19 protein-coding genes are annotated in these 25,593 nt (G+C 59.7%); 12 read left to right on the forward strand and 7 right to left on the reverse strand.

Features of this window, described 5'->3' with window-relative positions; all coding sequences use genetic code 11:
* Together CXK96_RS04920 and CXK96_RS04925 are read left to right on the forward strand one after the other, a co-directional pair.
* The gene (locus CXK96_RS04920; RefSeq protein WP_102835364.1) at positions 1-477 is read left to right on the forward strand and encodes a TRAP transporter small permease; all 477 of its coding nucleotides are present in this window, start codon (positions 1-3) and stop codon (positions 475-477) included.
* Positions 467-1,762, forward strand: a complete 1,296-nt coding sequence (locus tag CXK96_RS04925) for a TRAP transporter large permease (protein WP_102835365.1) — start codon at positions 467-469, stop codon at positions 1,760-1,762. Before CXK96_RS04920 ends, CXK96_RS04925 begins: the two co-directional genes overlap by 11 nt.
* A 148-nt stretch (positions 1,763-1,910) precedes the next feature.
* Here CXK96_RS04925 and CXK96_RS04930 read toward each other — a convergent pair whose 3' ends face one another.
* The 6 genes from CXK96_RS04930 to CXK96_RS04955 form a co-directional block, all read right to left on the reverse strand.
* On the reverse strand, positions 1,911-3,086 hold the full coding sequence (locus tag CXK96_RS04930; protein WP_102835512.1) for an NAD(P)-dependent oxidoreductase: 1,176 nt from the start codon (positions 3,084-3,086) through the stop codon (positions 1,911-1,913).
* Positions 3,087-3,388: 302 nt separating this feature from the next.
* On the reverse strand, positions 3,389-3,889 hold the full coding sequence (gene tpx / locus CXK96_RS04935; RefSeq protein ID WP_102835366.1) for a thiol peroxidase: 501 nt from the start codon (positions 3,887-3,889) through the stop codon (positions 3,389-3,391).
* 50 nt (positions 3,890-3,939) lie between these two features.
* A complete protein-coding gene (locus tag CXK96_RS04940) occupies positions 3,940-5,292 on the reverse strand; it encodes an alanine/glycine:cation symporter family protein (RefSeq protein WP_102835367.1) in 1,353 nt (450 codons plus the stop codon).
* 402 nt (positions 5,293-5,694) lie between these two features.
* A complete protein-coding gene (locus tag CXK96_RS04945) occupies positions 5,695-9,357 on the reverse strand; it encodes a translocation/assembly module TamB domain-containing protein (protein WP_102835368.1) in 3,663 nt (1,220 codons plus the stop codon).
* A 26-nt stretch (positions 9,358-9,383) separates the two neighbouring features.
* Positions 9,384-11,111, reverse strand: coding sequence for an autotransporter assembly complex protein TamA (locus CXK96_RS04950; protein ID WP_102835369.1), 1,728 nt, complete (start codon positions 11,109-11,111; stop codon positions 9,384-9,386).
* A 143-nt stretch (positions 11,112-11,254) separates the two neighbouring features.
* Complete coding sequence (locus CXK96_RS04955; RefSeq protein WP_102835370.1) at positions 11,255-11,893, reverse strand: GNAT family N-acetyltransferase; 639 nt, start codon at positions 11,891-11,893, stop codon at positions 11,255-11,257.
* A gap of 147 nt (positions 11,894-12,040) precedes the next feature.
* Between CXK96_RS04955 and xthA the strand changes: the two genes are divergently transcribed.
* From xthA to xylB, 10 genes are all read left to right on the forward strand, one after another.
* Positions 12,041-12,856, forward strand: coding sequence for an exodeoxyribonuclease III (gene xthA, locus CXK96_RS04960; protein ID WP_102835371.1), 816 nt, complete (start codon positions 12,041-12,043; stop codon positions 12,854-12,856).
* A 145-nt stretch (positions 12,857-13,001) separates the two neighbouring features.
* Positions 13,002-14,372 carry a substrate-binding domain-containing protein gene (locus CXK96_RS04965; RefSeq protein WP_102835372.1) on the forward strand — a complete coding sequence of 457 codons (1,371 nt, stop codon included), beginning with the start codon at positions 13,002-13,004 and terminating at the stop codon, positions 14,370-14,372.
* A gap of 107 nt (positions 14,373-14,479) precedes the next feature.
* Positions 14,480-15,415: a carbohydrate kinase family protein gene (locus CXK96_RS04970; protein ID WP_102835373.1), complete on the forward strand. Its 936-nt coding sequence runs from the start codon at positions 14,480-14,482 to the stop codon at positions 15,413-15,415.
* Between the two features lie 69 nt (positions 15,416-15,484).
* Entirely contained in the window at positions 15,485-16,390 is a 906-nt protein-coding gene (locus CXK96_RS04975; RefSeq protein WP_102835374.1) for an AraC family transcriptional regulator, read from the forward strand.
* Positions 16,391-16,684: 294 nt separating this feature from the next.
* On the forward strand, positions 16,685-17,992 hold the full coding sequence (locus CXK96_RS04980; RefSeq protein ID WP_102835375.1) for an ABC transporter substrate-binding protein: 1,308 nt from the start codon (positions 16,685-16,687) through the stop codon (positions 17,990-17,992).
* A 72-nt stretch (positions 17,993-18,064) separates the two neighbouring features.
* Complete coding sequence (locus CXK96_RS04985; RefSeq protein ID WP_102835376.1) at positions 18,065-19,009, forward strand: carbohydrate ABC transporter permease; 945 nt, start codon at positions 18,065-18,067, stop codon at positions 19,007-19,009.
* Positions 19,010-19,019: 10 nt separating this feature from the next.
* Positions 19,020-19,853 carry a carbohydrate ABC transporter permease gene (locus tag CXK96_RS04990; RefSeq protein WP_102835377.1) on the forward strand — a complete coding sequence of 278 codons (834 nt, stop codon included), beginning with the start codon at positions 19,020-19,022 and terminating at the stop codon, positions 19,851-19,853.
* Positions 19,854-19,890: 37 nt separating this feature from the next.
* The gene (locus CXK96_RS04995) at positions 19,891-20,994 is read left to right on the forward strand and encodes an ABC transporter ATP-binding protein (RefSeq protein ID WP_102835378.1); all 1,104 of its coding nucleotides are present in this window, start codon (positions 19,891-19,893) and stop codon (positions 20,992-20,994) included.
* 104 nt (positions 20,995-21,098) lie between these two features.
* Complete coding sequence (locus CXK96_RS05000; protein ID WP_102835379.1) at positions 21,099-22,577, forward strand: mannitol dehydrogenase family protein; 1,479 nt, start codon at positions 21,099-21,101, stop codon at positions 22,575-22,577.
* 10 nt (positions 22,578-22,587) lie between these two features.
* Positions 22,588-24,075, forward strand: coding sequence for a xylulokinase (gene xylB / locus CXK96_RS05005; protein WP_102835380.1), 1,488 nt, complete (start codon positions 22,588-22,590; stop codon positions 24,073-24,075).
* A gap of 235 nt (positions 24,076-24,310) precedes the next feature.
* Here xylB and CXK96_RS05010 read toward each other — a convergent pair whose 3' ends face one another.
* Positions 24,311-25,537, reverse strand: a complete 1,227-nt coding sequence (locus tag CXK96_RS05010) for an acyl-CoA dehydrogenase (protein WP_045427675.1) — start codon at positions 25,535-25,537, stop codon at positions 24,311-24,313.
* Positions 25,538-25,593: the final 56 nt, after the last annotated feature.

Here is a 25,593-nt window from a genome sequence, read left to right on the forward strand (position 1 = left end):
ATGAATAATCGACAGGACGCGCGCCTTGAGCGCGTGCTGGCCACCCTGGCGCTGGTGGTCATCAGCCTGATCAGCCTGGGCAATGTGGTGGTGCGCTACTTCACCGATGCCTCTTTCGCCTTTACCGAAGAAATCTCCGTTTTTCTCCTTGTGATTCTCACCTTCGCCGGTGCGTCGGTGGCCATGCGCAGCAACCGCCACATCCGCATCGGTTTTGCTGAGCGAATGTTTCCGCGGCTGCGTACTCCGCTGATCTTGTTGCAGTGGCTGGCCTGCGTATCGGTGCTCGGTATGGTGCTCTGGTACGGCGGACAGTTCGCACTGGAGGAATACCAGTGGGAATCCGAATCGCCTGGTCTCGGGTTGCCGAACTGGTGGTACGTGGTCTGGCTGCCATTGCTGGCGCTGTTGATGGTCGTGCGCTTGACCCAAATGACGATCGATCGATTGCGCGGGAGGCTCACCGATGAGCCCTGACCTCTGGATGCTTGCCAGCTTCCTGCTGCTGTTGTTGGTTGGCGTACCGGTTGCATTTTCTCTGGCGCTCTCCGGCGCCATTGGCATCGTGGCAGGCCTTTCACCGGACATGCTTGCGACGCTTGGTACCAACACCTACAACGGCGTTGCCAAATACCCCCTGATAGCGATTCCGCTGTTCATCCTTACCGGCCTGGTATTCGAAAAATCTGGCGTCGCGCTGCGTCTGGTGCGCTTCGCTCAGGCCTTGATCGGTCCACGCCATGGCGGTCTGGCGATGGTCGCAATCCTGGTCTGCCTGATCATGGGCGGTATGAGCGGCTCCGGCCCGGCCGATGCAGCCGCAGTTGCCATGGTGATGCTGCCGAGCATGACTCGCGCCGGCTATCCCAAGCCATTCTCGGCAACGCTGATAGCCGCCTCCGCCTCGACAGCGATTCTGATCCCGCCGTCCATTGCGCTGATTCTTTATTCCATCGTGGTCCCTGGCGTCGACCTACGAGCACTGTTTGCAGCCGGCCTTTTCCCGGGAATCATTGCAGGCCTCGTGTTGCTGCTACCGGCCTGGCTGTTGGCGCGCCGCTACGGCTGGGAGAACCCGGAAGGTGCTGAGCGCCCGCCGCTTGGTGAAAGCTTTCGTCAAGCATTGCCGGCACTCTTCGCCCCCGTATTGATTCTAGGCGGCTTGCGCAGCGGCCTGTTCACACCCACCGAAGCCGCAGTGGCCGGCGTGACCTATGGCGTGGTCATTGGCTTGTTCGTTACACGCGAACTGGACTGGAGGAACCTGTGGCGGCTCTGCGGCGAGGCAGCAGTGATTTCCGGCGTAGTGATGCTGATCATTGCGCTGGCCGGAATATTTGCCTGGGCCGGGACAATGCTGGGTACTTTCCGCCATCTGGCCGAATGGCTGATATCGCTGTCTGACAACAGTGCGGTGCTGCTGATTCTGGTGATGATCGCAGTGCTGCTGGCCGGGATGCTGCTAGATGCGATTTCCATCTATCTGATCCTGATGCCGATCCTGATTCCCGTGATGCAACACTTCGGTTGGAATCCGGTGTGGTTCGGCATCCTACTGGCGATGAACATAGCGATTGGCCAGTTCACCCCTCCGGTAGCGATAAACCTGCTAGTCACCGCCGAGGTTGCCAAGATCCGCCTGGAGCAAACGGTCGGCTGGGCCACGCTATTCGTTCTGGTGATGGGCAGCGCGCTGGTTTTGGTGGCCGTTTTTCCTGAAATCGCGCTGTGGCTGCCTCGGATACTGGGCTATGCGGTCTAGCTCATCGGGCCTGCCCGATCAGACATATAGAGAGTTCGAGTAGGCCCTCGAAGCAGGCGACCCCGATCATCGAGATCGCCTGCTTTCAAGCATGTTTGAGATCCGAACGCGGGAGCGAAACACTTGACCGGCACAGCCCTTAAAAGCGTCAACCGCCTATCGCCGCCAATTCTGACCGCTCATGGTCCGCCGAGGGCTTCTGCTGAACCTTTGCCGCAGTCGCAGCACGCTGTTGCATGACAATGTCTAGGGCACGGCTGGGCAGAATATCGATGTCATCGAAGGTAATAAGCTGACCCGGCTCGACCGCATGCCGCAGGGCCGTCTTGCGCAGCAGGCCAATGGGGACGTGATCCGGATTCTGGTCGAGCTTCAGTGCTTCGCCGCGAAACTGGAAACCACCGATGCCCCGCTCGATCAACTCACCTGGTCGCATGGCTCGCTTGGCAATAGCCCCCACGCCAAGGGTTGGTGCGGTGGAGTTGTTCAACAGTACATCACCACCACCGAGCACTCGACGCACGGTTTTGCCGACTTCGAGCGAGCAGAGATGGAACGGGCGTACCAGCGTGTAATAAGGGCCAGGGCCAAGCTTGAAATACTCTATAGCGGCACGCTGGTTGTCGTCGTGGCGGCAGACCAGAAACACTCCACCCGCGGGATATCCGGAAGGAATCACGTAATCGACGAAGGGTTGCCCTAACCGTTCGGCCATCATGCCAAGCAGGTTGCCCGACTCAGTCAGATTGGTCGAAGCCAGGCCTTCCAAGCCTTGTTTTGTAATAGTCGCGCCGAGGCCATTGCCGACAATAGCCTGTTCGATCTGCACCTTGGTGCCGTCCGTGAATGAAGTGGTCTGATCTACGCTTATGCCTTGGCGTTTTGCCCAGTACCTCATGTCTTCGACCGAAGGGTTGTGGTTCAGATACCCCTTCATATTGCCGTAGACCAACGGCTTGAAGCCCATCATCAAGGCTTCTTCATGAAGGGCCGCCAATGAACCCGGCTGGTCGCCCTCGGCCTCGGTGATGAAGCCTTTAGCAGCCAGGTACGACCCGGTGGTGACCTGCAGCTCAGCGTTGATCGTCACCACCGGCAGACCAGCTTCGAAAGCACGCTCAATGACCTCGGTGCCGTGAAATACATCGCCGCTGCATTCCACGATCAGGTCTGCACCAGCAATCAGATGGTCAATAGAATTGGTGAGTCGCTCAGGCAGGGGAAAATCAGTAAAGGAGTTCAACGGGCGACGGGTCAGGACTCGCGAGATTTCAATATCCTGATAATGCTGCTTGATCAGCCGAATAAAGCAGTGGGCGATCATCCCTGTGCCGGATACACCGATCTTTTTCTTAATCTGCGAGGTAGACATAAGCGAATCCATTCAGTAGGCAACGATGCTCTGACCGCAACGACAGAAAAAGATTTTATGGCGCAGTAAATCAGGCCTGTCGGTATGGCGAATCACGGTTGCGTTAGCAAAGCCAGCTACCTGAAAGCTAAGCGTCAGCAGGCCGATTGAGCCAATTGATTAAAGGCAAAAGAGAGGGGCGACTCGGCTGTTTTTTTGTCGCCAATATCCGGAATAAAAGGAAGCGGCGTTGCACCGCTCCCTATCGACAGAGCTTAGTTAAGCGCTGCTATCGCCTTTTCGTAGTTCGGCTCGCTACCGATCTCGGCGACCAACTCGCTGTGAAGCACCTCATCGTGCTCGTCCAGTACAACGACAGCACGAGCTGACACACCGGCTAGTGGGCCGGTTGCAACCAGAACGCCGTACTGCTCGAGAAACTCGCGTCCGCGCATGGTCGAGAGATTGATGACATTCTCTAGCCCTTCAGCACCGCAAAAGCGCTTCTGCGCGAAGGGTAGGTCAGCAGAGATGCATAGCACCACGGTATTGGCCAGTTCGTTGGCCTGCGCATTGAACTTGCGTACCGAGGTCGCACAGGTTGGCGTATCGATGCTTGGAAAGATGTTCAGGATCTTACGCTTGCCCGCGAAGCTAGCAAGCGTCACATCTGACAGATCACCGCCTACCAGGCTGAACGGCGCGGCCTTCTGGCCGACTTGCGGAAAGTTGCCGGCAACCTGAATCGGATTGCCTTTCAGGGTTACTTCAGTCATGTCTAATTCCTCTCAGTCATGGGCCGTGCGCGTAGCAACGGCCCGGGTTATCAGGCTACGTGGGTGCGGGCGAAGTATTCCTTGGTCAACTTGACCACCACAGGGCTTAGCAGCAGCAGAGCAACGAGGTTGGGAATTGCCATCAGACCATTCAGCGTGTCTGCCAACAGCCAGGCGAAATCGAGCTGGGCGATTGCACCGAACGGCACAGCCAGGACCCAAATGATACGGAACGGCCAGATCGCCTTGGTGCCGACCAGAAATTCCCAGCATTTCTCGCCGAAGTAACTCCAGCCAAGGATTGTGGTGAAAGCGAACACGACCAGTGCGATCGTCAGCAGCGCTGCACCCACGCCGGGCATGGCCGATTCGAAGGCAGCAGCGGACAGCGCCGCACCGCTTTCGCCACCCGTCCAGACACCCGAGCAGATGATCGCCAGGCCAGTGATTGAGCAGATGATGATGGTATCGATAAAGGTACCCATCATGCCGATCAGCCCGGAGCGAACCGAGCTGTTGGTCGTACCGGCAGCCTGTGCGATACCGGCCGTGCCCAGCCCCGCCTCGTTGGAAAAGATGCCCCGCGCCACACCGAAGCGAATTGCGGCCATCACTGCCGCGCCGGCAAAGCCGCCAGTGGCCGCGATCGGCGAGAAGGCATGGGTGAAAATCAGCTCGAAGGCCGCAGGAAGCTCAGCGGCGTGCACCACCAGCACAACGATGCCGGCAATGACGTACGCAACGCACATGAACGGCACCAGGGCAGCAGCCACTGCACCGATACGCTTGATGCCGCCGAGAATGACCAGCCCCACGAACAGCATGGTGACCAGACCGGTCACCCACAACGGCACCGAGAAGGTCGAATCCAGCGCCAGCGCCATGCTGTTGACCTGGACCATGTTGCCGATGCCGAACCCAGCCAGCCCGCCAAAGATGGCAAAGGCGCCACCCAGCCAAAGCCAGCGCTTGTGCAAGCCATTCTTGATGGCATACATCGGTCCGCCGACGTGCTCGCCACGATCATCCTTCTCGCGGTAATGCACTGCCAGCACCACCTCGCAGTACTTGGTCGCCATCCCAACCAATGCCGTGCACCACATCCAGAACAGCGCACCCGGACCGCCGAGAAAGATCGCCGTGGCGACACCGGCAATATTACCGGTACCCACGGTAGCGGCCAGGCAGGTCATCAACGCCTGAAACGGGCTGATCTCACCTGTTTCATCATCGCCCTTGGCACGTCCGCGCCAGATCAGCGCAAAGCCCGTACCGATACGCGCCAATGGCATGAACTTGAGCATGACCATAAGAAAGAAACCAGTACCGAGGATCAGTACCAGCATGGGCGGTCCCCAGACGAGACCGTTGACGCTATTGACCAGGTTTTGCAGGAATTCCATTCAAGGCACCCTTATTGATTATGTTAGACATCCTTGCCCGAACGGGCCGAGCCGGCACGAACAATGAAACGGCGAGTTTGAGTACACCAGTTCAACTGCTGCCCGAACGACCCGGTAATACCCCGACTTCAATGTCCGGTGCATTACCGACAACCTGCAAGACTCGTGCTAGAGCCTTGCATCAGCCGCCATGCAAGGAGCGACCGAGCGATCCTACCACCACATTCTGTACTTGGCGCCACACGCTTTGTGCGTGATCCAAAGCGGATGCTGAGTGCAAACGAGCGACCGACTGGTCAACCTGTGAAGCCACGCCAGATTGCCGCATACGGAAGCCTGTCAGCGTAGCCCAGAGCAGCGCCAAAGCCAGTCGATAAACGAGAGTTTTTGGTTTAGTAGTCGTCAGAAATCGCGTCTGTAGAACACGTCCAGCGAGCTGGCGAGCCCGCTGGCCGCCTCAAGAAAAATCCGCTTGGTCAGCTGATAGCGCAACGCGACCGTATTGGCAGGCTCGAATACCCCAACGCCGTAACGTAACGTCAGCCGATCGGTCAGCTTCCCGCTCGCCACCACGCTGGTGTCTGTACCGCTACCCTCAGTGTCCAGCTGAAAGTCCTCGATGCCGAGGCGTTGCGCGACGTTGCCGGTAATCGATGCGCTGCCCGCCAGGCCTAGCCCAAGCGCTGCCTGAGCCAAGAGATTGCTGTCTCCGGTCTCGGCACCAAGGGGCCGCCCAAGCACAAGGTAAGACAGCGCCTGCTCCTGGCTCATGGCAGGCTCGGCGAACACATCGACGCGCGGCTGCTCGGCGCTTCCTGTGATACGCAGGCCCGCGATCACGTTTTCATCCTCGATACGTCGAATGGCTTCGATATCCAGATAGGGTTGCGACAGCACACCCGTGAACAGCAACCGGGCGCGACGGATCGTCAGGCGTTGCCCATAAGCACGGTAACGCCCTTTGTTGAGGCTAAGCTCCCCGCGCGCATCGAAGTCATCGCCGATGTGCAGGTAACCGGCGAGGTCGGCAGTGAGGCCAAAGCCTGAGAAGCGCAGCCTGTCCTGTCCAACCTCAACATCCACGTCCATGCGAATCGCCAAGGGCGGCTTCGTCTCTTCCGCTTCGGCGCCGACAATGACCGCATCCTCGGATATCTTGACCGTCGAGGGTGGCAGCTCTCGCACCGTGATTTCCCCACGCGGCACGCGCAGCTTGCCGCTGACGGCCAGCTGCTCGTCAGCCAACTGAATGCGTAGATCGGGCGCAATTTCGAGCTCAGCATAGGGCTCGACGATCACAGGCAATTGGTTGCCATTGATACGCAGATCGAGGTCCAGCGCCTGCGCCCAATCGATTGTTCCCGCAATCTGTCCCTGGCCCTGCTCGCCGCTGCGCCAGTCACCCTCGACACGGACCCGCTCACCATCGATGACGGCCGTCACCTGCAGCTGCTCGAAACTGACAGGCAACTCCGCACCAGCAATCTCGCCCCCGGTGAGCTTTAGCACTCCTTCGAGCTGTGGTTTCTGCAGCGTGCCCGAAATCTGACCATTGCCATTCAGTTGACCGTCGAGTCGTTCGACCTGGGCAACGAAAGGCCGGATAACGGAAAGATCGAAATTGTTTAGCTCGAAATTGCCAGAGATCGGCTTGACCTCGCCACTAGGGTCCACCTGGAGTCGAACATCCAGATCGCCGAGATCCCCGCCCTCGAAGCTCAACCTGCTGTCGACCTGTTTCGGGGTCAGCTGGCTGCTCAGTGACAAGGTCTGATAGGGGAAATCGAGCCACTGCTCGCCATCCCGCATACGCAAAACGCCTGGCCCGGCGTCCACACGGATGGTCCCGCTTGGGCCTGATTTTGGCAGGTCCAGTGCAAGATCAGCGTTGACTTCTCCTTGCCAGAGCAAATTCTCCGGCAGGTATTCGGCGAGCGACTCAAGCGGGAAGTCGCGCAGGCGATAGCGCAACTGCGGGTCAGGTTGCAGTCGCTGGTCGTCGGCACACAGCGTGGCCTGGCCCGAGACCCAGCAGTGCGCTCCGAAGGTAATCTTGCCGCTCTCCAATCGCTGCAGCGACGCGGGATCGCGCAGTGCCCATTGCTGTCCCTGAGCATCCAGCTCGGCTTTCGTCAACCGACCCCGCCAATCACCGCGTTCAAGCCCACCGGTCAACGCCAGCGACAGGTCGAGCAAGGGGCCCTGCAGTTGCAGTCTGGCCTGATGCGCCGTTGGCGTGCCTTCGGCGCTCAGCTGCAACTCGCCGATATCAGTCGCTCCAGCCTGTAAGCCTTTCGCGTCGAGGCTAAGCTGGCCCCGCTCGCCCTCGGAGAGGCTCGCGGCCACTTGCAGTTGATCAACTCGATTGTCCTGAAACGCGATCCCGGTGCTGCTCAACGCAAGCTTTCCCTGAGGTGCGTCTGGCGTGCCCGACAGGTCAAGCTTGCCGGTCATTCTGCCGCTCAAATCAGGCCAGAGCTGGCCCAGGCGCGATAGATCAATGGCCAGGTTCGCCTCAAGCGTCTCGGCCCAGCGGCCGTTGCCCTGGATGCGGTTGTCGCCCAGACGCAAATCGACCGCCGGCACGCTCCAGGTCGTGTTCTCACCGCTAGCCTGCAATTGAAGCCTGAGCGGCTGCTTACGCAACGTGCCATTCAAATCGAGGGCGGCGTCGGCTTGCAGGTTTTCCTCTCGCAAGGCGCCGCTACTAGTCAGCGTGCCGCCTATGGTTCCCGGCAGCTCTGCGACCCAGTAAGACGGATCGAGTTCGCTCAGCTCGAGTCGGGTCGTCCAATCGACTCCGTCAGCGAACCCGACGCTGAGATTTCCTTCAGCCCTGCCCTGTCCGGCCTGCAGTTGCAGCTGCGGCAAATGAACGACCTCAAGGTCACCGCTGACCGGGCTTTGCAACGTGAAGTCACCGGAGGGACCGGTCAGCGCCGCGTTGAAATTGCCCAGGTAACTGCCATCGTCGTACTGGATCTGCGCGTCGAGGGTTCGCAATGTCACGGGCGGCTCCTCGACGTCGGGATAGAGTCGGCGCCAGGGGAAGTTACGCCAGGCCAGCTGCGCCTCGGCATCTAAACCGTCTTGCCAATCGATCCGGCCGGCCAGATCAACGTATTGCTGCTCGCCGGCAGTCAACGTGAGGGTTTCGATATCGGCATGGGCCAAGTCGACCAATGCCTTGAGCGCGAGATCCACCGCACCGCCCTCGCCCTGCAGGCTTCCATCACCCACCAGGCGATAGCCCTGTTCCATGTCACCTTTGACGGTCAGCTCCAGCGCCTCGAGACGCAAGGCGTCGGGCAACTCCGGGGTCGCCTTGAAACGCTCCACCGCCAGCAGTAGATTCGCCGGCAGCTCCGGCTCCAAGGGTCTCACCCATCCGCTGAGCTTGGCCTGCAGATAGCCCTGGCTTTGCACGTCGACCATGAGATGTTCACGCAGCTCGCCGTCGGCTTCGAACTTCACTGCCCAGGGCTGCTCATTTGGCGAGCGAATCGCCGCGCTACCGCTCAGCATCAACGGCCAGTCGGCTCTGGTCTGCAGCCGGCCCGAAAGTTCAAGAACTACGTCTTCACGGCGAACCTCCAGCGCTCGAATGACTAGGCCCTGTTCGTCCCAGTCCGCCTGCAATTCCGCGCCCTGCATCTGTTGAACGCCGTTGAGGTTGATCGCGCCGATGTCGACGCGGTCAAGACGGAGCTCGAGTGGTAGATCGAGATCCGGGAGACTGAAGGGTTCGCTTGTTGCTTCATCCTCCGGAGCAGGAGGAAATGTGAGATCGATATCGCCGGTGACCAGCTCGTCGATACAAAGGGTCTTGCGCAGCAAACAACTAGGCGCCCAATTCATGCGCGGCGAAGCCACTTCGACCCGACGACCATCCTGCTCCCAGACCAGACGATCCGCCTGCCAGCGACCACCGAGGCGACCCGTGAACGCCTCAAGCTGCAGCCCAGGTAGTTGACTCAGCGTCCAACGGCTCCCCGCGTTCGTGCCGAGCACCAGTAAGACCGCCAAAACAACCACCAGCAGCAGCGCCAGTATGGCCAACAGCATCCCGCTGACGACTTTCACGCTACGCCTCAAAGCTCCGGCCCCATGGAAAAGTGCAGGCGAACTCCGCCCTCGCCATCCAGCGGATGTGCCAGGTCAACGCGAATCGGCCCAACCGGCGAAACCCATCGAACTCCGACGCCCACGCTGCTCTTGAGACTCGGCAACTCCAGCGAGTTGAACGAATTGCCCTGGTCTACAAAGGTCGCCAGTCGCCATTTCTCAGTCACTGAATACTGGTACTCAGCGCTGACCGCGAGCTGATAACGCCCGCCGATCCGGTCGCCATCAGAGTTGGTCGGCGACAGGCTCTGGTAGTCGTAACCGCGCACACTTTGATCACCACCGGCAAAGTAGCGCAGCGATGGCGGCACGTTGGTGTATTCGTCGGTCCAGTTACCGCCCACTTCCACCCGCCCAAGAAAACGATGTCGAGCACCCAGCGTGGTGAGTCCCTTGACCGTCGCGTTGGCGTGGATCAGATCAGCGTCCGAGAACACCCCCTCCTTCGCCGCCCCCAGTTCGAACCTCAAGCGATAGCCATGACCGGGATCGAGACGGTTGTCGCTGCGCAGAAAGCTGTAAGAAACACCCGGCATCAACAAGGTGCTGACCCCCGAATCATCGCCCAGCTCGTACTGCTCATGACGCCACTTCAGCGCCCAGACGCGCTGCCAGCCGCTAGGCAGCCGACGATGCCACTCGGGGCCAACCGTCAGCAGGCGACTCAGGCTGTCGTTATCACTCAGTTCTTCGTACTGATAGCCGGCTGCATAGCGCAGTTTGTCCGTCAACGGTGGGTCCAGTGGTACGTCATAAAACAGACCGACGTTCTGCCGCGGCGCCGACAACTCGGACTCTATGCCGTAGCTGTGGCCCTGCGGGTTGACCCAATGGCGGGTGAAGTCGAAACGTATCCGTGGCCCGACATCCGTCGAGTAGCCCAAACCAAACCCGAGCGTGCGCGGCTCTCGCGTGGTCAATTGCACCGCAACGGGAATACGTTGCTGATCGGCGTTAGCCGGGTTGGCATCAACCCGGACGCCTTCGAAGTAGCCGCTGGACTGCATCGCCTGGTTGAGTTCGGCAATCAATTCCGAGTCATACGGCGTGCCGGGATCGAACGGCACCATGCGCTCCAGCAAGTCCGGATCAAAAGGCGAATCTCCTTCAAAACCCACATCCCCGAGCAAGTAGCGTGGCCCGCTGTTGAACACCAGTTCGACGTCGGCGGCATTGGTGTCGGGGTTGATCGCCAGCCGTTGACGCTCGAAGCGGCCATCAAAAAACCCATAGCGCGAGGCCTGATTGAGGATCCGTTGTTTGACCGCTTCGTACTGCCCGTGATTGAGCACGGCGCCTGGCTTCAAGGTGTTGCGCGGCACTCGAAACGCCTGCAGTTCGGCAGCAGGCCCATTGACCTGCAATGTGATGTCGCGCAGACGAACTGGCTCGCCGGGCTTGATTCGCAGCGCCAACCGAGGAGTTTCGCCTCCGGTGACCCTGGTTTCGATAACAGCGTGGTAATAGCCCAACGCCTGCAGCGCTTTGTTCGCCTGCTCCTGGGCAATGCGACTGTAACGCAGCAATTCTTCTTCGTTGCGATCGCCCAGTTCGCCGATGTAGTTCTCGACGTTTTCACGCAACGCACTGTTTGATGGCGTGACCTTGACGTCGAGCTCAGCTGCATCCAGCGCAGATGCGAAGCACAAGAAGACGCCCGCCGGGGCGGTACGGCGAAGGATACGGATAGGCATGGCCAGGGATGCTAGCACGCTGCGCACTAGGCTTTGGCGAAGTGTCGATGCGTGTAGCACGGCATATACAGCGTTAGGCAAAAGCATGGGAACACTTCTTAGGACAACATCAGTACGACTGTCGCCCCTGCGCAAAATTCGTTCTAACCACTGGATGCCTCGACCTGTCGCGGCGCCGGATGGAAGAACACGTGCTCGACCACCGGACCGATGGCTACCTGGCCAATGTCTTCGTACCCCTGACGTGCGTAGAAGTTGAGGTAGCGTGAGTTGCCGGTGTCGATCACCAGGCCCTCCGATGCGGCGTCCGCAGCACACCAGTTGTGCAACGCTTCAAGCAGCTGTTCGCCATAGTGCTGCCCCTGGCACTTGGGATGGACCGCCATCAGCGGCAACACATGGAAATTCCCTGGTGGCAGACAACCCAGCACCGCAGCGTGGTAATCAAGATAGCGCCGTGTACAGCGGAAGCCTGCAGTCAGCAGCATGCGCATTCGCCACGCCCAGCTTTCGGTGATGTCGAGCCGACGCTGCGGTGGCGCGATCAGCGCGGCAGCAATCAACCGGTCATCGAGCAACAACCCCAACGCCGGTTGGTCCTGCAACAAGTGCTGATTGACCAGCTCGCGCACGGTTGCGCGAACACGCTGCTCGTAGCCGGGGCGATCAGCCTCGAACAAATAAGCGAAGGTCGGTTCGTGTCGGTAGGCGTTATACAGAAGCGAGCGGATTTCCCTGGCGTAACCACTGTCGAGCATTCGTACTTCTGCAGTCATCGGCATGGCGGTTCTCTTGTTATGTCACTGGGGCTGATTTCACGTTAGCAGCCGCATCGGAGTCTTGCCGGGGGAGAACCTGGTTTGATGATTACGGCTCGCCGCAGCGCCGCCATAGCCAGTAGAATCGCGGTTTTGCCGGAGCCACAGTCGATGAAGCTTGTTTCTTTCAATATCAATGGTTTAAGAGCCAGACCTCATCAGCTTTCCGCAATCATCGAGAAGCATCAGCCTGACGTGATTGGCTTGCAGGAAACCAAGGTGTCTGACGAACAGTTCCCGCAGGCCGAGATAGAGGCCCTTGGTTATCACGTCCATTTTCATGGCCAGAAAGGTCATTACGGTGTCGCGCTGCTGTCACGACAGGCCCCGCTGGAAATCCACAAAGGCTTTCCCGGCGATGGCGAGGAATCGCAGAAGCGCTTCATCTGGGGTCGGTTCGCAGACAGCAATGGCGAGCCGGTTACGGTCATGAACGGTTATTTCCCTCAGGGCGAGAGCCGCATCCACCCCACCAAGTTTCCGGCCAAGACTAAGTTCTATGCCGACCTCCAGGCGCTGCTGGAAGAACGTTTTACCCCTGAGCAATCCGTAGCCGTGATGGGCGACTTCAACATCTCACCCGAAGATTGCGACATCGGCATTGGTGAGGTAAACGCCAAGCGCTGGCTGCGCACGGGCAAATGCAGCTTCCTGCCGGAGGAACGCGAGTGGCTGACACGATTGAAGAACTGGGGTCTGCAGGACAGCTTTCGCACGCTGAATCCTGAAGTGGTTGATCGCTTCAGCTGGTTCGACTACCGCAGCCGAGGCTTCGAAGACGACCCACGCCGGGGGCTGCGCATTGACCTGATCCTGACCACCGCGGGCCTGCACGAGCGCGTCACGGATTGCGGCGTCGACTATGACATCCGCAGCATGGAAAAGCCGTCGGACCATTGCCCCGTCTGGATCGAGCTGGGCCAATAACTGCGCGTGCGATGCCGCACGTGTGGAGCCCAGAACGCATATTTGCGAGCTGATCGACATCTTCGATCCATCGCAGTCAGCTGTCACATAACGGTAAGCAAAGCGTCTTAATCTCCCCCGCTTCTTTGAAAGGGAGAGTCGTCGCATGACAGCTTCAGCGTCCGCCAGCACCATGAGGAAACGGGCGCTGTGCCTGTGGGTCTTCGGCCTGCTTTGCGCCAGCCCGCTCGCGCTAGGTGAGCCATTGGCTGCGCCTGCTGCCAACAGTCCAGTGCTGCGCATACAGGGATCGAATACAGTCGGTGCGAAGCTCGCGCCGATGCTTCTAGCCGGTTTCTTCGAAGCGCAGGGTTTGAATTCAGTACGGATCGGCCCAGCCGGCAAGGAGAACGAACAGCGTATCAGTGCCGTCGACAGCTCCGGCCGAACCTATCATGCATTGGTTGCAGCACACGGCACCGGCACCGGGTTCGCCGGGCTCAAGGACGGTTCCTCCGATCTCGCCGCCGCTTCGCGCCCAATCAAGGACAGCGAGCATGCAAGTCTCGCCAGCTTGGGCGATCTACGCAGCGCAGACGCCGAACAAGTAATCGCCATCGACGGATTGGCGATCATCGTCAGCCCGGACAACCCGGTCTCCTCCCTCAGCGTTGAGCAAGTCGCTAGCCTGTTTACCGGCGAGATTCGTAACTGGAAAGCGCTCGGCGGGAAGGACGTTCCGGTCGAGCTGCATGCACGGGATGATCAGTCGGGCACCTACGACACTTTCAAGGAGCTGGTACTTGGCGTCCAAGGCAAGACACTGGCCGCGGACGCCGCCCGCTATGAATCCAATGATCAGCTTTCGCAGATCGTCAGCAGCCGTCCCGGCGCGATCGGTTTTGTTGGCCTGGCATCGGTAGGCAAAGCCCGCGCGCTGGCGATAGCCGACGGCGATTCTCAGCCTATGCTGCCCAGCAAAGCGTTAGTGGCGACTGAAGATTATCCGTTGTCGCGGCGGCTGTTTTTTTACGCCAATCCGGTGCAGCAGTCGCAATGGACCCGGACCTTTCTGAGCTTCGTGCACAGCGCCGCTGGCCAGGCCATCGTTGCTAAATCTGGCTACATTGGACAGGCCATCGACGCGATCAGCCTCTCGCCCTCTCCTGACATGCCGCAGCCGTATCAGACCCTCGCCAGCCAGGCGCAGCGGTTGACAGTGAATTTCCGCTTCGATGAAGGCAGCGCACGGCTGGACAACAAGGCGCAACGTGACGTGGAGCGTCTGATCAATTATCTGCAGAGCACCAACAAAACGATGAGCGCAGCGGTGCTGGTTGGATTCGGTGACGCTCGCGGCGAACCGGCGCGTACCGCTTTGCTCTCCAAACTTCGCGCCATGGCCGTACGTAGAGAACTTGCTAGAGGCGGGGTACTTGTTAAAGAAATCAACGGCTTAGGAGATTATCTTCCAGTAGCCTCGAATACACCGAGCGGCCGCGTCAAGAACCGCCGCGTCGAAGTATGGGTGTATTGAGCGATCTGGTGCCAGTGCAAGATCGTATCGGTCGATAGCCAGCGGCGTACTGTTACGTCGACGCCAGCACGATTAAGCTCGGACGATTTCCAGCAGCGGAAACGATCATGTATCTGGTTTGTGGCGAAGCCCTGTTCGACGTTTTTGTAGCCCCGGGAGGCGCCCCCCGCAATCGCCTGAGTCTCGACGCGGTGGCTGGCGGCTCCCCCTTTAACGTAGCAGTCGGCCTCTCGCGTTTGGGGACGCCGTCGGCTCTGTTGACTGGCATGTCTCAAGACCACTTGGGCCAGCAACTTCGACAAGTGCTCGAGGACGAAGGGGTCGATAGGCACTATCTGATCGACTTCGATGCACCCACCACACTGGCGATGGTCGCATTGGGCGCCAACGGCTCTCCCGTCTACAGCTTTCGTGGCGAAGGTTGCGCTGATCGCCTGCCACGCGAGGAGCATCTCGTCCCGCTCGGCGAGGAGATCCGCGGCATCCACCTCGGCTCCTACTCGATCGTGACCGCCCCGATCGCCGACACCCTGCTGTCGCTGGTGCGCCGCGAAAACAAGCGCCGGCTCATTTCGCTCGACCCGAACATCCGCCTGAACGTCGAACCGGACCTGGCCCGCTGGCGCGAGCGCGTCGAGGCGATAGCCGCGCTGGCGCATCTCATCAAAGTCAGCGATGAGGATCTGGCTCTGCTCTATCCCGGCGAAGCCCCCGAATCCATTGCCAAGCGCTGGTTGCAAGGAAGCTGTGAACTGGTGGCGCTGACCAGAGGCCGAGAAGGCGCGCAGTTGTTCAGCCGTCGCCATGGCGAGTTTTATGTGACCGCAGTAGCTGTCACCGTGCGCGATACGGTTGGCGCCGGCGATACCTTTCAGGCCGCCCTGCTCAGCTTTCTGCATGACCATCAGCTGGATACCGCCCAAGCGTTGGCGCAGATTCAGCGTGATCAACTACAGGCCTTGCTGGCGTTTGCTGTCCAGGCTGCCGCGATCACCTGCTCCCGTCGCGGCCCGGATCTACCCTACCGATACGAAATTGTCTGACAGGTTGGCCGCAACAGCACGAACGTCTATAACCCCAAGGGGACAAGAATAAGGGCGACGGAACCGGGCATGAAAGCGTTGAAGATCTCCGACCCATCCTACGAACTGATGGATGATCACCATGGCAACTCACTGATCTACCGAGAGCATGGCTTTCCCTGTCCGCTTGTGCGCTGGCACAACCACAAGGAATACGAACTGCACCTGATCGTAGCCAGCTCAGGGAAGGTGTTCGTCGGAGACTACGTCGGCAATTTTGGTCCCGACAGCCTGTTTCTCACCGGGCCAAATCTGCCACATAACTGGATCAGCCAGGTCGACGAAGATGAGGTCGTCGCCAAGCGGGACATGCTGGTTAACTTCACCGATGAATTATTCGAAGCAGGCCATAACGTCTTTTCCGAATTACGCAGCCTGACACCAATGCTCGAACGTTCGCGCTACGGGATCGAGTATCGCTGCCCTCACACCATTGCCGAGGCCAGCAGACTGATGCACCGGGTTGCTGACAGCCGCGGTGCCACCCGCCTCGGCTATTTTCTGATCATGCTGGAGCTGCTCGCCAGCTGCGAAGACTACCAGCTGCTCTCCGGCGCTACCTCGGCACAGCTCGGCGACGAACACCACGCCGATCGAACCAACATGGCGGTCAATTACATCTTCGACAACTACATGCGTGAGCTGCCTCTCGAGGAAGTCGCCGGGCATCTGGGTATGAAACCCACGTACTTTTCCCGTTTTTTTAAACGTGCCACTGGCCGTTGCTACGTTGAGTTCGTCAACAGTCTGCGCATCAGCAAATCCTGCGAGTTGCTGCTCGATAACGACAAGCCGGTCACTGATGTCTGCTTCGAGTCAGGCTTCAACAACCTGTCCAACTTCAACCGCCGCTTCCAGCAACTAAAGGGCATGACGCCGTCGTGTTATCGCCGCCTGGTGGAGCAGCGACTGACCGAGCAGAACCTCGCCAGCTGATACGCATCCTCGCTCCCTGCCGCAACAAAGATGACGTTACGCTTCGCCCTTTTCGGTTATGCCGCCCGCAGGCTTGGCACAGCTGCGGCGCTTCGCGGTGCTTGGATGTGCTCGTCACTTGCCTTTAATCACTGATAAAGGAGTGCAAAAAAGTACCAGATGACGTGCAGTCAGGGCTTTGTGACCTGACATCCCTGGCGTTGTAATGCTCGTGAGCCGCTCGTACGGCAGTAAGCGAGCAACAACAAAAACAATAAGTGCTTCCGCCCTCCGGCTGCGGAAGAGGAGCCCTAGATGAAACTCGCAAAATTGCTGATCGGAACCACCTGCATCGCAGTAATCGGCGCGACGCAAGCCGCCGAGACCTTGACCGTCGCCACCGTCAACAACGCTGACATGATCCGTATGCAGCGCCTGTCCAAGACCTTCGAAGAACAGCATCCCGACATTGACCTCAATTGGGTCGTACTGGAAGAAAACGTCCTGCGCCAGCGCCTGACCACAGACATTGCCACTCAGGGCGGTCAGTTCGACGTCCTCACCATCGGCATGTACGAGGCCTCGCTCTGGGGCGAAAAAGGCTGGCTGGCGCCCATGACCAACCTTCCTGACAACTACAACCTCGACGATATCTTCCCCTCTGTGCGCGAGGGCCTGTCAGTCGATGGCACCCTCTATGCCCTACCGTTTTATGCCGAAAGCTCGATGACCTACTACCGCACCGATCTGTTCGAACAGGCCGGACTGGACATGCCGGAGCACCCGACCTGGACGCAGATGGCTGAATTCGCCGAGAAGCTGCATAAGCCAGGCGAAGAGCAATACGGCATCTGCCTGCGCGGCAAGGCTGGTTGGGGCGAGAACATGGCACTGGTCACCACCGTGGCCAATTCGTTCGGCGCGCGATGGTTCGATGAAAATTGGCAGCCCGAATTCAACGGCCCGGAATGGACCAAAGCCGCCAATTTCTACGTCGATCTGTTAAGCAAATATGGCCCACCAGGCGCATCCAGCAACGGCTTTAACGAAAACCTGGCGCTATTCAACAGCGGCAAGTGCGCCATGTGGGTGGATGCCACTGTCGCCGGCTCGTTCGTTACCGACGCGTCACAGAGCAAGGTTGCTGAGAAAGTCGGTTTCACCTTCGCGCCACAGCAGACGACCGACAAAGGCTCAGCCTGGCTCTACTCCTGGGCGTTGGCTATTCCAACCAGCTCGCAGAAAAAAGACGCTGCCAAAACCTTCGCCGCCTGGGCCACTTCCCAGTCTTACGCTGACCTGGTGGCCAAGACCGACGGCGTCACCAACGTGCCGCCGGGCACCCGGGAGTCCACCTACAGCGAGGAATACATGGCGGCCGCCCCCTTTGCCAAGATCACCCTTGAATCGCTGAAGCAAGCTGATCCGGCCTCACCATCCGCAAAGCCGGTGCCTTATATCGGCATTCAATTGGTGACTATCCCCGAGTTCCAGGCCATTGGCACCCAGGTCGGCAAGATGTTCTCCGCCGCGCTCACCGGGCAAATGCCAGTCGAACAGATGCTGACGGCTGTGCAGCAAACGACCACACGTGAAATGAAGCGCGCCGGCTACCCGAAGTAGACCGACAGTAGGCATCCCACCGGACAGGGCTCACCTGAGCCCTCATGGCCTTCTATCAGCCGGAGCACGCCCATGGCTACCACGACCACAGCCTTGCCCAAGGCCCCTGTTACCGAAACGGCAAGCAAGTCGAACGAGCGCAAGCCGCGCCGGTTCGCACCCAGCTGGTTCCTCGTCAGCCCCTCCGTTGCGCTGTTGCTGCTGTGGATGCTGGTACCGCTGTCGATGACGGTCTATTTCTCTGTGATTCGCTACAACCTGCTCTATCCCGGCGAGAATGATTTCGTCGGGCTGGAGAACTTCCACTACTTCCTGACCGATGCCGGCTTCATGCCCGGCATGATCAACACCTTGCTGCTGGTCGGCAGTGTGCTGCTGATCAGCGTCGTGCTCGGTGTGCTGATCTCCGCATTGCTGGAGGCGGCTGATTTCGCCGGCCGCGGCATCGTTCGCGTGCTGCTGATTTCGCCGTTCTTCATCATGCCGACCGTCAGCGCCCTGGTTTGGAAAAACCTGATCTACCATCCGGTATCCGGCATCCTCGCCGCGGTCTGGAAGTTCTTCGGTGCGCAGCCGATCGACTGGTTGGCCCAACATCCGCTGCTCTCAATCATCATCATCGTGTCCTGGCAGTGGCTGCCCTTCGCGATCCTCATTCTGATGACCGCCATGCAGTCCCTGGATCAGGAGCAGAAGGAAGCCGCTCGCCTCGATGGGGCCGGCCCGGTCGCCATCTTCTGGCACCTGACATTGCCGCACCTGGCGCGCCCCATCGCCGTGGTGGTGATGATTGAGACCATTTTTCTGTTGTCCGTTTTCGCAGAAATCTTCACCACCACCAGTGGCGGCCCCGGCTACGCCTCCACGAACCTCGCCTACCTGATCTACACCCAGGCGCTGCTGCAGTTCGACGTTGGCATGGCATCAGCCGGCGGCCTGATCGCAGTGGTAATTGCCAATATCGCAGCGATCATCCTGGTGCGGATGCTCGGCAAGAATCTCACCGAAAAATACTGAGGACAGACCGATGCTGACGCTCAAACAAAGTCGCCGCATCAATACCCTGGTGGTAGGGATGTTCGCTTGGGCTATCGCGCTGCTGCTGTTCTTTCCGATCTTCTGGATGCTGCTGACCAGCCTCAAGACCGAGATTGACGCCTTCGCGACGCCGCCACAGTTCATCTTTACGCCAACGCTTGAGAACTACCTGGAAATCCAGGACCGCAGCGGCTACTTCAGGTACGCCTGGAACTCGGTAACCATTTCCTTCGGTGCAACCGCGCTGGGCATGCTGATCGCCATCCCCGCGGCCTATTCCATGGCCTTCTACGAGACCAAGCGGACCAAGGGCACACTCTTGTGGATGCTGTCGACCAAGATGCTGCCACCAGTGGGAGTGCTGGTGCCGATCTATCTGCTGGCCAAACAGTTCGGCCTGCTCGACAGCCGCACGGTGCTGATTGTGATCTACACGCTGATCAACCTGCCGATTCTGGTGTGGATGATTTACACCTACTTCAAGGACATCCCTCGCGACATTCTCGAAGCGGCCCGAATGGACGGCGCCACGCTGATGCAGGAAATGGTTCGCGTGCTCCTGCCGATCAGCAAAGGCGGCCTCGCTTCCACCATGTTGCTGTCGCTGATCCTGTGCTGGAACGAGGCCTTCTGGTCGCTGAACCTCACATCGTCCAATGCCGCCCCGCTGACTGCCCTGATCGCCTCCTACTCCAGTCCCGAAGGGCTGTTCTGGGCCAAGCTTTCGGCCGTATCCACCCTCGCCTGCGCACCCATCCTGATATTCGGCTGGATCAGTCAGAAACAGCTGGTCCGCGGCCTGTCGTTCGGCGCGGTCAAGTGACGCCGACGAGCCAACAAGAACAACAGAGGATTCGAACATGGCAGATCTGAAAGTCCACAACCTGAAGAAAAGCTTCGACGGCAACGACATCATCAAGGGCATCGATCTGGATATCCGCGACCGGGAGTTCGTCGTTTTCGTCGGCCCGTCCGGCTGCGGCAAGTCCACGCTGCTGCGCCTGATTGCGGGATTGGAGGAAGTCAGCAGCGGGAAAATCGAACTTGACGGCAGGGACATAACCGACCTCAGCCCGGCCAAGCGTGACCTGGCCATGGTCTTCCAGACTTACGCGCTGTATCCGCACATGACGGTGCGCAAAAACATGTCCTTCGCGCTCGACCTGGCGGGGGCAGACAAAAAAGAAGTCGCCAGCAAGATCGAAGCGGCAGCGCGCACTCTGGAGCTGGAGCCGTTGCTCGAACGCAAACCGCGCCAGCTTTCAGGTGGGCAACGCCAGCGTGTCGCGATTGGACGCGCCATCGTGCGCAATCCCAAGGTGTTTCTCTTCGACGAGCCACTGTCGAACCTCGACGCGGCACTGCGTGTGCAGATGCGCCTCGAGCTGTCGCGCCTGCATCAAGAGCTGCAGGCCACGATGATCTACGTGACCCACGATCAGGTCGAAGCCATGACCCTCGCCGATAAGGTCGTGGTGCTCAACGGCGGGCGCATCGAGCAGGTCGGCTCGCCCATGGAGCTCTACCACCATCCGGCGAACCTGTTCGTCGCAGGCTTTCTCGGCACACCGAAAATGGGTTTCCTCAAAGGCCGTATTAGCCGGGCCGAAGCCACCGGTGTGGAAGTCGACCTGGAAGCCGGTTGCCGCCTGTTTCTCCCGCTGGGCGGCGCTGCATTGGCGGTAGGCGACCCGGTTACGTTGGGCATTCGTCCGGAGCACCTCAACCGCGGTAGCGAAGGTAGTTGCCAGCTGACGGTAAAGGCCGATGTCAGCGAGCGACTGGGCAGCGATACCTATTGCCACGTGATTACCGAGACCCGCGAGCCGCTGACGATGCGTATCCGTGGCGATTTCACGCCGCGCTATGGCGAGCCGCTGACCCTGGTGCTGGATGCCAGCCATTGCCACTTGTTCGATAGCAATGGTTTGGCTGTCGGCCAGCCGCTGCAACAGGTCGCCTGATAACCAACCCGATTTAGCCACAGCCATCTCGCAGACCAATCGCTGCTATCACGGCAGCGATCACACCGCCGGCTATCCCCCTTCCACGCCCAGCGAGGCCTGACATGAAGCTGAATGAACAGAACCTGCCGCAGCTGCCGGCGCACATTGCCCGCCCCTCCTACACGCTTGAATCGGTTACGGCCGGTATCGCACACATCGGAGTAGGTGGTTTTCATCGTGCCCATCAGGCAGCCTATACCGATGCGCTGATGAACACAGGCGAAGGTCTTGATTGGGGCATCTGCGGCATTGGCACTCGTGTCGATGAGCTGCCCATGCGTGACGCGCTCGCCTCGCAGAACCATCTCTATACATTGGTGGAGCTTGATGACCGGCCGGACACTGAAGTTCGTGTCATCGGCAGCCTCCGCGACATGCTGCTGGTTCCTCGCGATGGATCTGAAGCGGTGGTCGCACGCCTTGCCGATCCTGCCATCCGCATCGTCTCGTTGACCATTACCGAGGGCGGGTACTGTCTCGACGACAGCACCGGTCAGTTCAACGCCTCGCTGCCGCACATCCAGCATGATCTGGAAAATCCGCGAACGCCTATCAGCGTCTTCGGCCTACTCTGCGCCGCCCTAGCCAGGCGTCGCGGCGAAGGCACGGGACCGTTTACGGTGATGTCCTGCGATAACCTGCCCCACAATGGCGACGTTACCCAAAAGGCGACGCTGGCCTTCGCCAATCTGGTCGATCCCGAGCTGGCTGGCTGGATTGAAAGCAACGTCAGTTTTCCCAATGCCATGGTCGACCGGATTACGCCGATGACCAGCGCAGCGCACCGCAAGCATCTGAAGCAGCAGCACGGCATCGACGACGCCTGGCCAGTGGTTTGCGAGCCGTTCGTCCAGTGGGTGCTGGAGGACAAATTCGTCGCCGGCCGGCCTGCTTGGAACAAGGTCGGCGTGCAGTTCACCGACGACGTAGCGCCCTACGAAGAGATGAAGATCAAGCTGCTCAATGGCAGCCATCTGGCGCTGACCTACCTGGGCTTTCTGCGCGGCTATCGCTTCGTGCACGAAACCATGGCCGATCCGCTGTTCGTCGAGTACATCCGACGTTATATGGACGACGACGTCACGCCGCAGCTGGCCCATGTACCCGGTATCGACCTGACGGAGTACAAGCGGACCCTGATCGAACGGTTCTCAAACTGCGCGATCGCCGATCAGCTTGAGCGGGTCTGCTCAGACGGTTCGTCGAAATTTCCCAAGTTCACCGTGCCGACCATCAACCGGCTGATCGCTGACAATGCAGAATTGGACCGCGCTGCACTGGTCGTCGCTGCCTGGGCGATGTACCTCAAAGGCGTCGACGAGAACGGCACCCGGTACAGCATTCCCGATCCACGCGCCGAGTTCTGCCAGGCTCTGGTCGAGGAGGATGAGGGGGTCGCCGAGCGGTTGCTGAGTCGTGAAGAAATCTTTGGCGCCCAGATCCCCCGCTCCCCGGCGTTTCGCGATGCGTTCGAGCGCAACCTCCTGAGGCTGAGGACGCTGGGTGTCAGCGGAACGCTCGATCTGTTACTGACGCGCTGAGGTCGACTCCATGTATCTCGGTATCGACTGCGGGACCCAGGGCACCAAAGCATTGCTGCTCGATGCAGCCAGCGGACGCGTCCTAGGCCAAAGCTCTGCGAGCCACGAGCTGATCAGCGGGCCGAATGGGCGTCGCGAACAGGATACCGAGCAATGGATTTCAGCGTTCGAGCAGGCCACCGCGGCCGCTCTGGCTGAAGCAGGCGTGGACGGTAGTCGAATACTCGGTATTGGTGTCTCGGGACAACAACATGGCTTGGTCACGCTTGATGCCGACGGAAAGGTGCTACGCCCCGCCAAACTCTGGTGCGACACCGAATCAGCTAACGAAAATCAACGCCTGCTCGACTGGCTGGGCGGCGAACAGGGCTCGCTTGAGCGCCTAGGCGTGGTCATAGCGCCGGGCTATACCGTCTCCAAGCTGCTCTGGATGAAAGAACAGCATCCAGCGCTGTTCGAACGGATCGCGCACGTGCTGTTGCCGCACGATTTTCTCAATTACTGGCTCACCGGACGGTGCAGTAGCGAGTACGGCGACGCCTCAGGTACCGGCTATTTCAACGTACGTACCCGGAAATGGGACTTCAAGATCTTGCGGCATATCGATCCGGGCGGCCGCATCGAAGCGGCGCTGCCAGAGTTGATCGAGTCAGACAGGCCAATCGGCCTACTGCGTGCAGAACTGGCAAAACGCCTGGGCTTAAACCCACAAGCCATCGTGTCGAGCGGTGGTGGCGACAACATGATGGGTGCTATCGGCACGGGGAACATCAGCTCAGGCGCCATCACCATGAGCCTCGGCACTTCGGGCACGTTGTATGCCTTTGCCGACCAGCCGCGTATCAGTCCGCAGCCATCAGTCGCGACCTTCTGTTCATCCAGCGGAGGCTGGTTGCCGTTGATCTGCACGATGAACCTGACCAACGCAAACGGGGCCATTCGCGATCTGTTGCAGCTTGATCTTCAGCAGTTCAACGCGCTGGCCGCTGAGGCTCCGATCGGTGCCGGAGGGGTGACCATGCTTCCGTTTCTGAACGGTGAACGTGTCCCCGCCCTTCCCCAGGCCACAGCCACCCTGCATGGCCTGACGGCAGATAACCTCACCCGCGCCAATCTGTGCCGCGCGGTCATTGAAGGCGTGACGTTCGGCCTGCGCTATGGGTTGGATCTGCTACGCGATAGTGGGATTCGCAGCGAACGCATCCAGCTTATCGGCGGCGGCGCAAAGAGTGCGCTGTGGCGGCAGATGGTTGCCGACATGATGGCGACACCGGTGGTATGCACCACCCACAGCGAAGCTGCTGCGCTAGGTGGTGCGATCCAGGCCGCTTGGTGCCATGCGAGACAGATAGATGCTGAGGCCAGCCTCGCAGCGCTATGCGAGCGTTGCGTCAGTGTTGATGAGAGAACTGCTGTCGTGCCGTCAGCCAGTGCTGTCGATGCGTATGAACAGGCCTACCGGCGCTATCGGCGCCTGATCAGCGACACATACGGCTAGCAAACGCCTCCGGGCCTGAGCACTGTGGCGCCTTGAGGGGGGCTGAAGTGGAGGCAGTTGCGGGGAGATAATCCCAAGTCTTGTTCGCTGGCAAGCTCGCTCTTACCGAGGCTGTTTTTAACAGCAGCACGCTTGCTGCGAGTGCTGCCTCGTTATCACCAAAAGTGAGGGTCCATAAAAAAGCAAAGCCACTCGCGTGGCTTTGCTCCTGTCTTTTGCTGATGCGACCGACTGCTTAGCGGCTGCGGAGCATTTCCCGCGGGAAATACTTGCCCAGCTCATGCTTGGCGATCGAAGCGCGGTGCACCTCGTCCGGGCCGTCAGCCAGGCGCAGGGTGCGCTGCATGGCCCACCAATGGGCCAGCGGGAAGTCCTCGGACACTCCGGCACCACCGTGAATCTGGATGGCGCGGTCGATGACCTTGAGCGCGACGTTTGGCGCCACTACCTTGATCTGCGCGATTTCGCTCGCGGCGATCTTGTTGCCGACCGTGTCCATCATGTATGCGGCATTGAGCGTCAGCAAGCGCGCCATGTTGATCTCGATCCGGCACTCGGCGATGTGATCGAGGTTGGCGCCCAGCCGTGCCAGTGGTTTGCCGAACGCGGTCCGGTTCACGGAGCGCTCGCACATCAGTTTCAATGCACGCTCGGCGACACCGACGGAGCGCATGCAATGGTGAATACGGCCTGGACCAAGGCGGCCCTGAGCGATCTCGAAACCGCGGCCCTCGCCCAGCAGCACGTTCTCGTACGGCACACGAACGTTTTCCAGCAGGACTTCGGCATGGCCGTGCGGCGCGTCGTCGTAGCCAAACACGGGTAGCGGACGCAGGACTTTCAGACCCGGCGCATCCATCGGCACGAGGATCATCGAATGTTGCTGGTGACGCGGGGCATCGGGGTTGGTGAGGCCCATGAAGATCATCACCTTGCAGCGAGGGTCGCAGGCACCAGATGTCCACCACTTGCGGCCATTGATCACCCACTCGTCACCCTCGCGCACTGCACGGGCTTCCATGTTGGTGGCGTCAGACGAAGCCACGCCTGGTTCGGTCATGCCGAAGGCGGAACGGATCTCGCCGCGCAGCAATGGCTCCAGCCACTGCTTTTTGTGCGCTTCGCTGCCGTAGCGAACCAGCACTTCCATGTTGCCGGTGTCCGGCGCTGAGCAGTTGAATGCCTCCGGGCCAAGGCCCGAGCTGCCCATGATTTCAGCCAGCGGCGCGTATTCGGTGTTGGTCAGGCCGGCGCCCAGCTCGGAATCTGGCAGAAACAGGTTCCACAGCCCCTCGGCTTTTGCCTTGGCCTTGAGTTCCTCGACGATGGCGGTCGGCTGCCAGCGATCACCCTCTGCGACCTGCTGATAGAAGACCTTTTCGGCGGGATAGACGTGAGCATCCATGAACGCTTGCACGCGCTCTCTCAGCTCTTGAACCTTTGGGGAGTAGGCGAAATCCATGGGCGATAACCTTCTGGCAGGTAATGTTTTGTAATTTTGAATGCTAGAGGAGGCTT

Source organism: Stutzerimonas stutzeri (assembly GCF_002890895.1).
Lineage (GTDB): Bacteria > Pseudomonadota > Gammaproteobacteria > Pseudomonadales > Pseudomonadaceae > Stutzerimonas > Stutzerimonas stutzeri_AB.